The following is a 14140-nucleotide window of genomic DNA, read 5'->3' on the forward strand; positions in this document are numbered from 1 at the left end:
TGTCATTAATCAATGCAATACAATTTGCTTGTGCGAAATAGTATTAATCTGCGCACGAATCATTTCGCTGATCGGGTCTTCCGGACACTGTTCAACGAAATAACTTAAATCGGTCAGCGCAACATGTTCACACTCCAGTTGCGCGTAAATTAATCCACGATCGCGTATTTCATACGGATCTTCAGGATTAAACTGTAATAATGCTTCGCTGGCACGCAGCGCCAGCTCCATTTGCCGCTCTTCCATCAGCGATGATTTCAGCGTGTCGAGCAGTTTACGAATTACTTCTGCATTATCCGCCTCATCCAGGTCTTCGTTAAACAGCTCCGCGACCGGGCTGATATTCCCCTTCAGCCACACTTCCAGCGTGTGCTCATTTAACGTTTCGCCATTGAACGGATTGATTAGCCACATTTCGCCATCGAGCGATTCAATACGCAGGATGAGTTGTGTCGGGAAAATCACCGGCACCAGCGGCAGCTCCAGTCGGTTGGCAATCCACAATAAGATCGCGCCCAGGGATACGGCGCTGCCCTGACGATTTTTCAGTACCTGATCAAGCCATAGTGCATCAGAAAGACGATAGACGCCGTGGGTATCCGTAAACCCCCATTCGCCGTAAAAAAGTGCCAGCAGTTTTTCCAGTTGCTCATCCTGAGACAGGAGCTGGCTAATTTCTTCTTGCGCCAGACTGACCAGACGTTCCAGTTCGTCATAGACAGTTTGTGTTGGAAAATCCAGACGGATAGACTCCGACGCCAGGATCATCCCATCACACAATGGCGCTTTATTAAATTCGAAATCAGCTAACGACCTCATGCTTACCCCAGTAACGGTATTTTTGTGGTGGCGAGTTTAATGATGATGTACAGCACCACCAGCGCCAGCGGAAAAGCGATTAATCGCGCCTGCTGACTGCGCGCCCGACGATAATCGAGCGCAATAAAACCCAAAACGATGTAAATGATAACCCCAAACAGCTTTTCAGTCAGCCATGTCCCGTGCTCAGTGAATGGCAGGATGTGCGCTTTAACCATTAACGCTACGCCGCTGAGTAATAAAACGGTATCGACAACCGGCGGCACGATGCGCGTCCAGCGCGCGCAGGCAAGGCGCGAGTCGGTGTAACGCCACCAAAATCGCAGCGTCAGCAAACCAACCGAAAGCGCAATGCTGATGAGATGGACGTTGAGTAACACACCGAAGATACTCATGATGGGATGCGTCCAAGCGTAATTCGCTCGTTGCCGCCATAGTCACGACAGGTTTCAACTGCCACGTAACCCGCACGAGTAAAGGCATCACGGACGGCCTCGCCCTGCTGCCAACCATGTTCCAGCAACAGATAGCCGCCGGGCGTTAACATGCGCTGAGACTGGTCGATGATATGCACGATATCCGCCAGCCCCTGATCGCCCGCCACCAGCGCCGACAGCGGTTCAAAGCGAACGTCGCCTTGCGCCAGGTGCGGATCCTGTTCGTCGATATACGGCGGATTGCTGACAATCATGTCAAACTGCTGTCCCTGCAATGCACTGAACCAGTTACTTTGCAGCACGCAAACATTGTCGATGCCCAGTTGCTGCTTGTTGCGAATGGCCAGTGCCACGGCATCGGGCATGCGGTCTACGGCAGTCACTGCACAATCCGGACGCTCGGTTGCCAGCGCCAACGCAATGGCACCCGTGCCGGTTCCCAAATCAAGAATACGACACGCTGAGGCCGGCAGGCGAGCCAGCGCCTGCTCCACCAGACACTCGGTATCCGGACGCGGAATAAGCGTGGCTGGAGACACAAACAGCGGCAACGACCAGAACTCGCGCACACCGGTTAAGTGTGCCACCGGCTCTCCCCGCTGACGCCGCTCCAGTAGCGTATCAAGCTGTTGACGCTGCGCCTCGGTTAACTCCGTTTCGCCGAAAGCCAGAATAAAGGTGCGCCCTTTACCAGTAACGAACTCGAGTAAAATCTCGGCGTCACGGCGCGGGCTTTCGCTTGCCTGTAATTGGCTAATCGCTTCACGCAGCCAGTGCTGATAATCCATTAATCCTGCTCGGACAACGCCGCCAGTTGGTCGGCCTGGTATTCCTGGACAATCGGCTCAATCAGCATATCCAGTTTGCCTACCATCGCTTCATCCAGACGGTAGAGCGTCAGGTTAATGCGGTGATCGGTCACACGACCCTGCGGGAAGTTATAGGTACGGTTACGATCGCTGCGATCGCCACTGCCCAACAGGTTGCGACGCTCAGAGGCTTCCGCCTGTTGACGTCTTGCCACTTCGGCCGCACGAATTCGCGCTCCCAGCACCGACATCGCTTTGGCTTTGTTTTTATGCTGTGAACGTTCGTCCTGGCATTCCACTACGATACCGGTCGGTAAGTGGGTAATACGGATTGCGGAGTCGGTGGTGTTAACGTGCTGACCGCCCGCGCCTGATGAACGGAAGGTGTCAATACGCAGATCGGCCGGGTTGATGTCCGGCAGTTCGGCATCCGGCAGTTCCGGCATAACCGCGACCGTACAGGCAGAGGTATGAATACGCCCCTGCGATTCCGTCGCAGGTACGCGCTGCACGCGATGGCCGCCAGACTCAAACTTCAGTCGCCCGTAAACGCCTTCGCCGCTAATCTTGGCAATGACTTCTTTAAACCCGCCATGCTCGCCTTCGCTGGCGCTCATGATCTCAACCCGCCAGCGACGCGATTCAGCGTAACGGCTGTACATGCGGAACAGATCGCCGGCAAACAGCGCCGCTTCATCACCACCAGTTCCCGCGCGCACTTCGAGGAAGGCGTTACGTTCGTCATCGGGATCTTTAGGTAATAGCAGGACCTGCAGATGCTGTTCCAACTGCTCACATTTCTCTTTTGCTTCGCGCAGTTCATCCTGCGCCATTTCACGCATTTCAGGATCGTCGAGCATCATCTGAGCCGTCTCGATATCTTCCTGAACCTGTTGCCAGTCCGTAAAACAGCGAGATACATCGCTTAATTGCGCATATTCGCGCGACAGCGCACGAAAGCGATCCTGGTCTGCGATAGTACCCGCATCACCGAGCAGCGCCTGAACTTCTTCATGGCGTTCATGCAGGGCTTCCAGTTTGGCAACGATAGAAGGCTTCATAGGCGTAAATGCACCCTGTAAAAAATAAGATTGGTGTGCTGCTACTCCAGCCCGAGGCTGTCGCGCAGAATATTCAGGCGTTCACTATCCCCGTCACGGGCGGCCTGTTGAAGTGATTTGGTTGGTGCATGAATCAGGCGATTGGTTAGTTTCCAGGCCAGATCCTGCATAATGGCTTGCGCATCACCGCCCTGTTGAAGAGCGGCCAACGCTTTGGCGGTCAGTTCATCACGGATCTGTTCTGACTGACTGCGATACTCGCGGATAGTGTCGCTTGCGCCCTGGGCGCGTAGCCAGGCCATAAACTCGCTGGCTTCCTGCTCCACTATCGTTTCGGCTTCCACCGCCGCCGCTTTGCGCTGGGCCAGGTTATGCGAAATGATGCTTTGCAGGTCATCAACGCTGTACAGATAGGCGTTAGACAATTTACCCACTTCCGGCTCGACATCGCGCGGTACGGCGATATCCACCAGCAACATAGGCTGATTGCGGCGGTTTTTAAGCGCACGTTCCACCATTCCTTTGCCGATAATCGGCAGCGGACTGGCGGTAGAACTGATAATGATATCGGCATCCTGTAAACGCGCGTCTATATCACTCAGTGAAATCACCTCGGCGCCGACTTCATCCGCCAGCACCTGCGCACGCTCGCGAGTGCGGTTGGCGATGATCATCTTCTTCACTTTGTGCTCGCGCAGATGTCGCGCAACCAGCTCAATAGTTTCGCCCGCACCGACTAACAGCACGGTTACCGTGGAGAGCGATTCAAATATCTGCCGCGCCAGGGTACAGGCGGCAAACGCCACCGACACGGCGCTGGCGCCGATGTCAGTTTCTGTACGTACACGTTTTGCGACAGAGAATGATTTCTGGAACATGCGTTCCAGCGCACTGGCGTTCAGGTGACCTTTTTGCGAATCCGCAAACGCTTTTTTCACCTGCCCCAGAATTTGCGGTTCACCGAGCACCAGTGAATCCAGACCGCTGGCAACACGCATCAAATGACTGACCGCGTCGTTGTCCTGGTGCCAGTACAAGCTGTTGCGCAGATCTTCTTCATTGAGGTTATGGTATTCACACAGCCAGCGAACCAGCGCTTCTTGCAGGTTATCCTGCTCTTCAACGCTGAGATACAGCTCCGTGCGGTTACACGTCGACAGCACTACCCCGCCCTGCACCATCGGCTGCGCGAGCAGGCTGTCCAGCGCCTGATCGAGCGTATCCGGCGAAAACGTTACGCGTTCTCGCAGCGATACAGGTGCCGTTTTATGGTTAATACCAAGCGCTAAAAGGGTCATGTGTGCGGGAATAGTACCAGCGTTGATAAGGTTAGACTGGGTGCATCATACAGGATGCGTGCGGTCAATAAAAGAGACTGACCCCTTTTGGAGTAATAGCTTAGTGCACAAATTTAAGCGATTTAAGATAACTTGAACGTAGACGATGTCTGATGGCGGCGCTAGCATTAAGAGTTATAACTGCAACGTATCTCAAGGATTTGTCATCATTATGACCCTGCCTGATTTTCGCCTGATTCGCCTGCTGCCGCTGGCGGCCCTGGTTCTTACTGCCTGTACGCTCAACGCGCCTAAAGGTCCCGGTAAAAGCCCCGATTCTCCGCAGTGGCGCCAGCACCAACAGGAAGTTCGCGCCCTGAACCAGTATCAGACGCGTGGTGCGTTTGCCTATATTTCCGATCAACAGAAAGTGTATGCCCGCTTTTTCTGGCAGCAAACCGGTCAGGATCGCTATCGTCTCCTGCTGACCAACCCACTGGGCAGCACGGAACTGGAACTTAATGCGCAGCCTGGCAACGTCGAACTGGTCGATAACAAAGGCAAGCATTACACCGCCGACGATGCTGAAGAGATGATCGGCAAACTGACCGGCATGCCTATCCCATTAAACAGCCTGCGCCAGTGGATCCTTGGACTGCCAGGTGACGCCACCGATTATAAGCTCGACGACCAATATCGTCTGAGTGAAGTGAACTACAGCAAAGACGGTAAAAACTGGAAAGTGGTCTATAGCGCCTACGACAGCAAAACCCAGCCAGCGATGCCAGCAAACATGGAGCTGTCCGACGGCTCCCAGCGTATTAAGCTGAAAATGGATAACTGGATTGTGAAATGATGACCCATTGGCCCTCTCCGGCAAAACTGAATTTGTTTTTATACATCACCGGACAGCGTGCGGACGGTTACCACACGCTGCAGACCTTATTTCAGTTTCTTGATTATGGCGACACGATAGATATTACGCCGCGTAGCGACGGCGAAATTCACCTGTTAACCCCAGTGGAAGGCGTTGCGCATGAAGACAATCTGATCGTCCGTGCGGCACGTTTGCTGATGAAAGCGGCATCTGAAAGCAATCGCCTTCCCAAAGGGAGCGGTGCGGACATCAGTATCGACAAACGCCTGCCGATGGGCGGCGGTCTTGGCGGAGGTTCGTCTAATGCGGCAACCGTTCTGGTGGCGCTGAACCATCTCTGGCAGTGCGGACTTTCAGTTGATGAACTGGCGGCACTCGGCTTAACGCTGGGGGCGGATGTTCCCGTATTCGTGCGCGGCCATGCGGCCTTTGCCGAAGGCGTTGGCGAAATTCTGACGCCGGTCGAGCCTGAGGAAAAGTGGTATCTGGTTGCTCATCCGGGAGTCAGTATTCCGACACCGGTGATTTTTAACGATCCCGACCTCCCGCGCAACACGCCAAAAAGGTCAATAAAAACGTTACTAAAATGTGAATTCGGCAATGATTGCGAGGTTATCGCAAGAAAACGTTTTCGCGAGGTTGATGCGGCGCTTTCCTGGCTGTTAGAATACGCGCCGTCGCGCCTGACTGGTACAGGGGCTTGTGTCTTTGCTGAATTTGACACTGAGTCTCGTGCTCGCCAGGTGCTTGAGCAAGCCCCGGAATGGCTCAAAGGCTTTGTGGCGAAAGGCGTCAACCTCTCCCCATTGCACAGAGCGTTACTCTAAATCCTTCGGATTTCAGGAAGATGGCGAAATGACGAATCGCCAGGTGCATACAACTTCAGTATGTAACTGGTGTGAGGAATTGATGCCAGCGCAAATGAAACGCGAAGGACAACGAGTAAGCCGGGCAAGCTGAGTTGCGGTGACAACGTCACCCTGTTCCAGACGTTGCATCGCGCTCTTTAATACACCGCATGGAGAGGATACTGCCTGGCCCGCACAGTTTTCGGCAGATTCTTTCCACCAATGGACGCATGCCTGAGGTTCTTCTCGTGCCTGATATGAAGCTTTTTGCTGGTAACGCCACCCCGGAACTAGCACAACGTATTGCCAACCGCCTGTACACTTCACTCGGCGACGCCGCTGTAGGTCGCTTTAGCGACGGCGAAGTCAGCGTACAAATTAATGAAAATGTACGCGGTGGTGATATTTTCATCATCCAGTCCACTTGTGCCCCTACTAACGACAACCTGATGGAATTGGTCGTTATGGTTGATGCGCTGCGCCGTGCTTCCGCAGGCCGTATCACCGCCGTTATTCCTTACTTCGGCTATGCACGTCAGGATCGTCGCGTACGTTCCGCTCGTGTACCGATTACCGCTAAAGTCGTCGCTGATTTCCTGTCCAGCGTTGGCGTTGACCGCGTCCTCACCGTTGACCTGCATGCTGAACAGATCCAGGGCTTCTTTGACGTACCGGTTGATAACGTATTCGGTAGCCCGATCCTGTTAGAAGACATGCTGCAGCTGAACCTGGACAACCCGATTGTGGTTTCTCCGGATATCGGTGGCGTCGTGCGTGCCCGCGCTATCGCTAAACTGCTGAACGATACCGACATGGCTATCATCGACAAACGTCGCCCTCGTGCGAACGTTTCTCAGGTGATGCACATTATTGGTGACGTTGCAGGTCGTGACTGTGTTCTGGTTGATGACATGATCGATACCGGCGGTACGCTGTGCAAAGCAGCAGAAGCACTGAAAGAACGTGGTGCTAAACGCGTATTTGCTTACGCCACTCACCCGATCTTCTCAGGTAATGCGGCAAACAACCTGCGCAACTCAGTGATTGATGAAGTCGTTGTCTGTGACACTATTCCACTGACTGACGAAATCAAAGCGCTGCCAAACGTGCGTACATTGACCCTGTCGGGTATGCTGGCCGAAGCGATTCGTCGTATCAGCAACGAAGAATCCATCTCTGCTATGTTCGAGCATTAATCGAGCCCGGCTCAAAAACCCGCTGCGGCGGGTTTTTTTATCTGCAATACTTATTTGTATGACTTATGCCTCCTTCACCTGCCATTTAGTTGACAGATGATGCGCTCATGGATGAAACATTATTGTGAACAGATTATTTTCCTCACATGTGATGCCTTTCCGCGCCCTCATCGACGCTTGTTGGAAAGAAAAATATACTGCCTCTCGCTTTACCCGTGACCTGATCGCCGGGATAACCGTTGGGATCATCGCCATTCCGCTGGCAATGGCCCTGGCAATAGGCAGTGGCGTTGCGCCGCAGTACGGCCTGTATACCTCAGCCGTCGCTGGGATTGTTATCGCCCTTACCGGGGGATCGCGCTTTAGCGTATCTGGCCCAACTGCCGCCTTCGTGGTGATTCTGTATCCGGTTTCGCAACAGTTTGGACTGGCAGGCCTGCTGGTTGCCACGCTCATGTCCGGGATATTCCTGATCCTTTTCGGCCTCGCTCGTTTTGGCCGCCTGATCGAATATATCCCCGTGTCGGTAACGTTAGGTTTTACATCGGGTATTGGTATCACCATCGGTACCATGCAGATTAAAGATTTTCTTGGCCTGCAGATGGCCCATGTCCCGGAGCACTATCTGCAGAAGGTCGGCGCGCTATTTATGGCCTTGCCGACCATCAACGTTGGCGATGCCGCCATTGGCGTAGTGACGCTGGGGATCCTGATTTTCTGGCCGCGCCTGGGGATCCGACTGCCGGGTCACCTTCCCGCACTGCTGGCAGGCTGCGCGGTAATGGTTATCGTGAACCTGACCGGCGGCCATGTCGCCACCATTGGTTCTCAGTTCCACTACATTCTGGCTGACGGCTCACAGGGTAATGGTATCCCGCAGTTGCTGCCGCAGCTGGTCCTGCCGTGGAATATGCCGGAGTCAAACTTTACCCTGAGCTGGAGCTCGTTACAGGCGCTGTTACCGGCAGCCTTCTCGATGGCGATGCTGGGGGCAATTGAATCTCTGCTGTGCGCCGTCGTACTCGATGGAATGACCGGCACCAAACATAAAGCTAACAGCGAGTTGATTGGCCAGGGGCTGGGTAACATCGTGGCACCATTCTTTGGCGGTATCACCGCCACAGCGGCAATTGCCCGCTCTGCGGCAAACGTCCGCGCTGGGGCGACCTCGCCAATCTCTGCGGTTATCCACGCGATTCTGGTGATCCTTGCCCTGCTGGTACTTGCACCGCTGCTTTCCTGGTTACCGCTTTCCGCCATGGCCGCCCTGCTGCTGATGGTGGCATGGAACATGAGTGAAGCGCATAAAGTCGTGGATTTGCTGCGCCATGCACCGAAAGACGACATCATTGTCATGCTGATGTGTATGTCGCTGACGGTACTGTTCGACATGGTTATTGCCATCAGCGTCGGTATCGTTCTCGCCTCTCTGCTGTTTATGCGTCGTATTGCGCGCATGACTCGCCTGGCCCCGGTCAACGTAGACGTACCGGACGATGTGCTGGTGCTGCGCGTTATTGGTCCGCTGTTCTTTGCCGCGGCGGAAGGATTATTTACCGATCTCGAGTCGCGTATTGAAGGTAAACGCATCGTAGTCTTGAAGTGGGACGCGGTCCCGGTACTGGATGCCGGTGGCCTGGACGCTTTCCAGCGCTTTGTAAAACGTCTGCCGGAAGGTTGTGAATTACGCATCAGTAATCTGGAATTCCAGCCTCTACGCACCATGGCGCGCGCGGGTATTCAGCCGATCGCCGGGCGTCTGACGTTCTTCCCGAATAAAGATGCTGCGCTAGCAGATATCCGCTGACGTGTAGCCCGGCCAGACGAAACGCCGCCGGATTACAAATGACAGACAAAAAAATGGCTCCCGTACGTGGGAGCCATTTTTATAACAAGCTTATTGCTTACGCGTTCAGCAGTTGCTCAGCCGTTGCCTTCACGCTTGCCAGCAGGACTTTAACATCCTCCAGACATACCGTCGGATTGAGCAGCGTTAGCTTCAGGCAGGTGACACCATCTGCTTCGGTCACGCCGACGTTGGCGCTACCTGAAGCCAGAAGAACGTCGCCAATACGCTGGTTCAGCAGCGCGACAAATGCCACGTCGTCACTTTGCGGGCGGAAGCGGAACAGCACGCTTGCCAGCTGCGGCTCCATCACCAGTTCAAGATGCGGCTGGGTTTTGACAAACTCAGCAACATCACGCGCCAGCGTCACACCGTTATCAATGATCTCGGCATACTGCTTTTTGCCCAGCGCTTCGAGGCCCATCCACAGCTTCAGCGCATCGAAACGACGCGTGGTCTGCAGCGACTTCGATACCAGGTTTGGTACGCCAGCCTCTTCATCGAAATCAGAGTTCAGGTACGCCGCCTGGTAACGCATCAGCTCGTAGTGGCGCGCATCTTTTAACAGGAACGCACCGCAACTGATGGTCTGGAAGAACTGCTTGTGGAAATCCAGCGTCACGGAATCTGCCAGTTCAAGGCCGTTCAGGAAGTCACGGTACTTATCAGAAAGCAGTAACGCCCCGCCCCATGCCGCATCCACGTGCATCCAGATCTGATGTTCTGCAGCCAGCGCTGCAATATCCGCTAACGGATCGATTGCGCCCGCATCGGTAGTACCGGCAGTGGCGACGATTGCCATCACCTGCTCACCGTTGGCTTTCGCCTGGGCCAGCTTGTCTTTCAGGTCAGCCAGATCCATGCGTGAAAACGCATCGGTCTTCACCTGGGTGACGGAACGGTAGCCCAGCCCCATCAGCGCCATGTTCTTCTGCACGGAGAAGTGCGCGCTTTCAGAGCAGAACACTTTGATTTTACTCAGATCACCGGTCAGACCATCCTGCTGAATGGAGTGCCCCTGGCGAGCGAAGAAAGCATCACGCGCCAGCATCAGGCCCATCAGGTTACTCTGCGTACCGCCGCTGGTGAATACGCCCGCATCGCCTGTCGGGTATCCAACCTGCTCACGCAACCACTCGATCAGCTTGATCTCAATGATGGTGGCCGACGGGCTCTGGTCCCAGGAGTCCATACTCTGGTTGGTGGCGTTGATCAGCACTTCCGCCGCCTGGCTAATTACCAGGCTCGGGCAGTGCAGATGCGCCACGCACTGCGCATGGTGAACCAACAAGCTGTCTTTGAGAAAGTATTCAACCGCACGCTCAATAGCGGCCTGGTTGCCCAGGCCCTGAGACGTAAAATTCAGGTTGATACGTTCACGCAGTTGCTCAACGGTTTTACCCTGATACATCTCAGGCTGCTTCAACCATTCAACGACCGCTTGCGTACTCTGCTCGATAGCGTCCTGATAAGCTGCAATGCTTTGCGCCGAGCCGGACAGAATCGGGTTTACGTCTGACATTCGATCCAACTCCGTTTAAACCGGCTTCACGCCAGCGCCCAGCAGGGCGTTTTCGAATTTATCGAGGAAGATTTCCAGCTCAGCGTTGGTGATCAGCAGTGACGGCAGCAGGCGCAGCACGCAGCCGTTGCGGCCACCTCGCTCCAGAATCAGCCCATTTTCGAAGCATTTTTTCTGCAGCAACGCGGACAGCTCGCCATCGGCCGGGTAGCAGCCCATGTGATCCTGTGCTTCGTTCGGCTTCACGATTTCCAGGCCGATCATCAGACCCAGACCGCGCACCTGGCCAATAACCGGGTAGCGTTTCTGCAGGTCAGCCAGTTTGCCTTTCAGCCACTCGCCCTGGGCAGCAACTTTATCGGCAATCTTGTCATCTTTGAGGATCTTCAGCGTTGTCAGACCGGTCGCCATCGCCAACTGGTTGCCGCGGAAAGTACCAGTGTGGTGGCCCGGAGCCCACGCATCGAACTGCTTTTTAATGCCCAGCACCGCCAGTGGCAGACCGCCGCCAACCGCTTTGGACATCACGATGATATCTGGCTCAATACCGGCATGTTCGAAGGCGAACAGTTTACCGGTACGTGCAAAGCCCGCCTGAACTTCATCGATGATCAGCAGAATGCCATGTTCCTGCGTCACTTTACGAATGCGTTGCAGCCACTCGACCGGAGCCGGATTCACGCCACCTTCACCCTGCACCGCTTCAAGGATCACGGCAGCCGGTTTACGCACGCCGCTTTCAACGTCGTTGATCAGGTTTTCGAAGTAGTAGGTTAATGCTTTAACGCCAGCGTCGCCGCCGATACCCAGCGGGCAACGGTATTGATGCGGATACGGCATAAACTGCACTTCCGCCATCATGTTGCTGACCGCTTCTTTCGGCGACAGGTTGCCGGTCACGGACAGCGCACCGTGGGTCATCCCGTGGTAGCCACCGGAGAAACTGATGATGCTGGAACGGCCGGTGACTTTCTTCGCCAGCTTCAGCGCCGCTTCAACAGCATCAGCGCCGGACGGACCGGTGAACTGCAGGCAATATTCTTTGCCCTGACCCGGTAATAAAGAAAGTAAATATGATGAGAATTCATCTTTTAACGGCGTGGTAAGGTCAAGCGTATGTAACGGTAAGCCGCTTGTGATGACACTTTGAATGCTCTGCAGCACTTCAGGATGGTTATGACCAAGCGCCAGGGTTCCGGCACCTGCCAGGCAATCAAGATATTGATTATTTTCTACATCAGTAATCCAGACGCCCTGCGCTTTAGCGATCGCTAATGGCAGTTTACGTGGATAGCTGCGGACATTAGATTCAAACTCAGCCTGTCTTGCTAAAAAGGTATCATTGCTCTGCGGTAATGAATTAGCACTTAAAGTATCAATACGGACTTTATCCGTCATCATATCACTCCTACAACCAGGTGTAGATTAACGCCTGATTGAATAAATGGTTATAAGGATTACCTGTAAAAAAGCGCGGCTAATATATGTTGTTTTAGCTTAGGACTCAATCATTTATTTTTCGGCATTAAAAATAACAACCTTTTCCTTTAAATTCAAAGCGTAACAACTATTTACCACTACTAAATCCTAAAGAAATATATCTATTTAATTAACAATGTTGTAGCTAATTGCAACGCAGACAATCTAATAAAAACCATGGGATTTTCGTGTTTTTATTATTTTTTTACACGTTTTTACCATTAATGATGCTCGCGACATCTTGTGATGGCATGATTTTTCACTTATTTGTCGATAAATCGAATAAAAAAGTCGATCCCTAAATATAAATCACTTAGTATGGCGCGCTTATTTGCAGGCTATGTAGATAAAATTAATGCGCAGCACCCGATTACGCGTACAGGCGACACGCGTTATCGACAACAGGTATTCCCTGGGTTGTCAGCAGAAATGTTCGCGGGCGGACATTTCGTAAGGCGAACGTCGTTCCCTTATGCCGAGAATGAAAATTTTCTAGCCATACTTTTATGGCGCCCTGATATGAGATTGTTATGACTCGCATTTATCCACCATCCGTCGTTGCCAAATTTGGCGGCACCAGCGTCGCTGATTTTGATGCGATGAACCGCAGCGCCAGCATTGTCCTTGCTGATCAAGATGTCCGTTTAGTTGTTTTGTCTGCTTCTGCAGGCGTGACAAACTTACTGGTTGAGCTTTCTGAAGGTCTGGAAACACATCAACAATTAGATAAGATTGAGACTTTACGCGCCATCCAATACAACATTATTTCCCGCCTGAAGCAGCCGTCCGTTATCAGCACGGAAATCGATAATCTTCTAAACAATATACGTCGTCTTGCACAAACGGCGATGGTTTCGCCGTCTGATGCGTTAAGCGATGAATTAGTCAGCCATGGCGAGCTGATGTCCTCGCTACTGTTTACTGAAGTCTTACGTGAACGGCATGCCGAGGCCGGGTGGTTTGACGCCCGCAGCGTGATGCGTACTAACTCGAACTTCGGCTGTGCCGAACCTGAGCTTGGCACACTACACCACCAGGTGGAGACTCACCTGCGCCCTCGTCTTGAGCAAGCGATTATGGTGACTCAGGGATTTATCGGGCGTGATGCCGCAGGGCACACCACAACGCTTGGACGCGGCGGTAGTGATTACACGGCTACGCTTCTCGGTGAGGCGCTTCACGCCACACGCGTTGACATCTGGACCGACGTCGCAGGGATCTACACCACCGACCCACGCATTGCGCCGCGGGCCAAACGAATCGACCATATATCATTTTCCGAGGCCAGCGATATGGCCGCCTACGGTGCGAAGGTCCTCCACCCAGCTACACTGCTCCCGGCAATGCGTAAAAGCATTCCGGTCTTTGTTGGCTCAAGTAAGGATACTGCCGCCGGAGGTACGCTGGTGCACAACACCACCGATAATCCACCTCGCTATCGTGCGCTCGCCGTGCGTCGTAAACAGACGCTGTTGCGGTTACACAGCCTGGAGACGCAACCTTCCTGTTCTTTCCTGGCACAGTCTTTCGCCATTTTAGCTCGCCATGCGGTCGCGGTGGATTTGGTTACAACCTCAGAGAATAGTATTGCGCTTGCGCTGGACGCCACTCATGCAACCTCAGGTGAAGACCATGTGCTGACCACCGCATTGTTTACCGCCTTGTCCTCCCACTGTCGTGTGGAAGTGGAAACCGGGCTGGCGCTGGTCACTTTGGTGGGGAATCAACTCACACAGGCTGCGGGAGTTTGCAAAGACGTTTTTGCCTGGCTTGAAGAGCATACGGTACGAATGATTTGCCATGGGGCGTCAAACGACAACCTGAGTATTCTGTTGCCGGCTGACAATGCAGACAGCGCGATCAAAGCGTTACATTATCGGTTATTCGAATAACGCTTCTTTGTAGTATGCCACCAAGGGTAGAAGTCGTTTAATCCAGTACTGACGAACAAGCAGAGCCCTGGTTTTTA

Annotated in this window: 12 protein-coding genes; 5 read left to right on the plus strand and 7 right to left on the minus strand. The window is 53.5% G+C overall.

The genetic code is table 11. The annotated features are described in order from the left end of the window. Positions 1-9 precede the first annotated feature (9 nt). From sirB1 to hemA, 5 genes are read right to left on the minus strand one after another with little or no spacing between them, the layout of a single operon-like run. Positions 10-819: an invasion regulator SirB1 gene (gene sirB1 / locus OGY13_RS16005; protein WP_003020775.1), complete on the minus strand. Its 810-nt coding sequence runs from the start codon at positions 817-819 to the stop codon at positions 10-12. Positions 820-821: 2 nt separating this feature from the next. Then, a complete protein-coding gene (gene sirB2, locus OGY13_RS16010; protein ID WP_048235254.1) occupies positions 822-1214 on the minus strand; it encodes an invasion regulator SirB2 in 393 nt (130 codons plus the stop codon). Beyond that, the gene (gene prmC, locus OGY13_RS16015) at positions 1211-2044 is read right to left on the minus strand and encodes a peptide chain release factor N(5)-glutamine methyltransferase (protein ID WP_103285316.1); all 834 of its coding nucleotides are present in this window, start codon (positions 2042-2044) and stop codon (positions 1211-1213) included. The genes sirB2 and prmC overlap by 4 nt, the downstream gene beginning before the upstream one ends. Next, positions 2044-3126, minus strand: a complete 1083-nt coding sequence (gene prfA, locus OGY13_RS16020; RefSeq protein ID WP_286637713.1) for a peptide chain release factor 1 — start codon at positions 3124-3126, stop codon at positions 2044-2046. Before prfA ends, prmC begins: the two co-directional genes overlap by 1 nt. A 41-nt stretch (positions 3127-3167) precedes the next feature. Continuing rightward, positions 3168-4424 carry a glutamyl-tRNA reductase gene (gene hemA, locus OGY13_RS16025; protein WP_003833420.1) on the minus strand — a complete coding sequence of 419 codons (1257 nt, stop codon included), beginning with the start codon at positions 4422-4424 and terminating at the stop codon, positions 3168-3170. A 211-nt stretch (positions 4425-4635) separates the two neighbouring features. On the opposite strand from hemA, the gene lolB reads away from it, so the two are divergent. The 4 genes from lolB (at position 4636) to dauA (ending at position 9131) form a co-directional block, all read left to right on the plus strand. Next, positions 4636-5259: a lipoprotein insertase outer membrane protein LolB gene (gene lolB / locus OGY13_RS16030; RefSeq protein ID WP_003833422.1), complete on the plus strand. Its 624-nt coding sequence runs from the start codon at positions 4636-4638 to the stop codon at positions 5257-5259. Beyond that, positions 5256-6107, plus strand: a complete 852-nt coding sequence (gene ispE / locus OGY13_RS16035; protein WP_103285319.1) for a 4-(cytidine 5'-diphospho)-2-C-methyl-D-erythritol kinase — start codon at positions 5256-5258, stop codon at positions 6105-6107. The genes lolB and ispE overlap by 4 nt, the downstream gene beginning before the upstream one ends. Positions 6108-6376: 269 nt before the next feature. Further along, positions 6377-7324 (plus strand): ribose-phosphate diphosphokinase, encoded by a 948-nt coding sequence (gene prs, locus OGY13_RS16040; RefSeq protein ID WP_001518537.1) that lies wholly within the window; start codon positions 6377-6379, stop codon positions 7322-7324. Between the two features lie 124 nt (positions 7325-7448). Next, positions 7449-9131, plus strand: coding sequence for a C4-dicarboxylic acid transporter DauA (gene dauA / locus OGY13_RS16045; protein ID WP_213752337.1), 1683 nt, complete (start codon positions 7449-7451; stop codon positions 9129-9131). 97 nt (positions 9132-9228) lie between these two features. Here the strand turns inward: dauA and OGY13_RS16050 are convergent, their stop codons facing one another. Together OGY13_RS16050 and OGY13_RS16055 are read right to left on the minus strand one after the other, a co-directional pair. After that, positions 9229-10692, minus strand: a complete 1464-nt coding sequence (locus OGY13_RS16050) for a pyridoxal phosphate-dependent decarboxylase family protein (protein ID WP_032943714.1) — start codon at positions 10690-10692, stop codon at positions 9229-9231. A gap of 15 nt (positions 10693-10707) precedes the next feature. Beyond that, positions 10708-12093 carry a diaminobutyrate--2-oxoglutarate transaminase gene (locus OGY13_RS16055; protein WP_008784983.1) on the minus strand — a complete coding sequence of 462 codons (1386 nt, stop codon included), beginning with the start codon at positions 12091-12093 and terminating at the stop codon, positions 10708-10710. Between the two features lie 608 nt (positions 12094-12701). On the opposite strand from OGY13_RS16055, the gene lysC reads away from it, so the two are divergent. Next, positions 12702-14063 (plus strand): lysine-sensitive aspartokinase 3, encoded by a 1362-nt coding sequence (gene lysC, locus OGY13_RS16060; protein ID WP_186413327.1) that lies wholly within the window; start codon positions 12702-12704, stop codon positions 14061-14063. Positions 14064-14140: the final 77 nt, after the last annotated feature.

It is taken from the genome of Citrobacter sp. Cpo045 (genome assembly GCF_030332875.1).
Classification (GTDB): domain Bacteria; phylum Pseudomonadota; class Gammaproteobacteria; order Enterobacterales; family Enterobacteriaceae; genus Citrobacter; species Citrobacter portucalensis.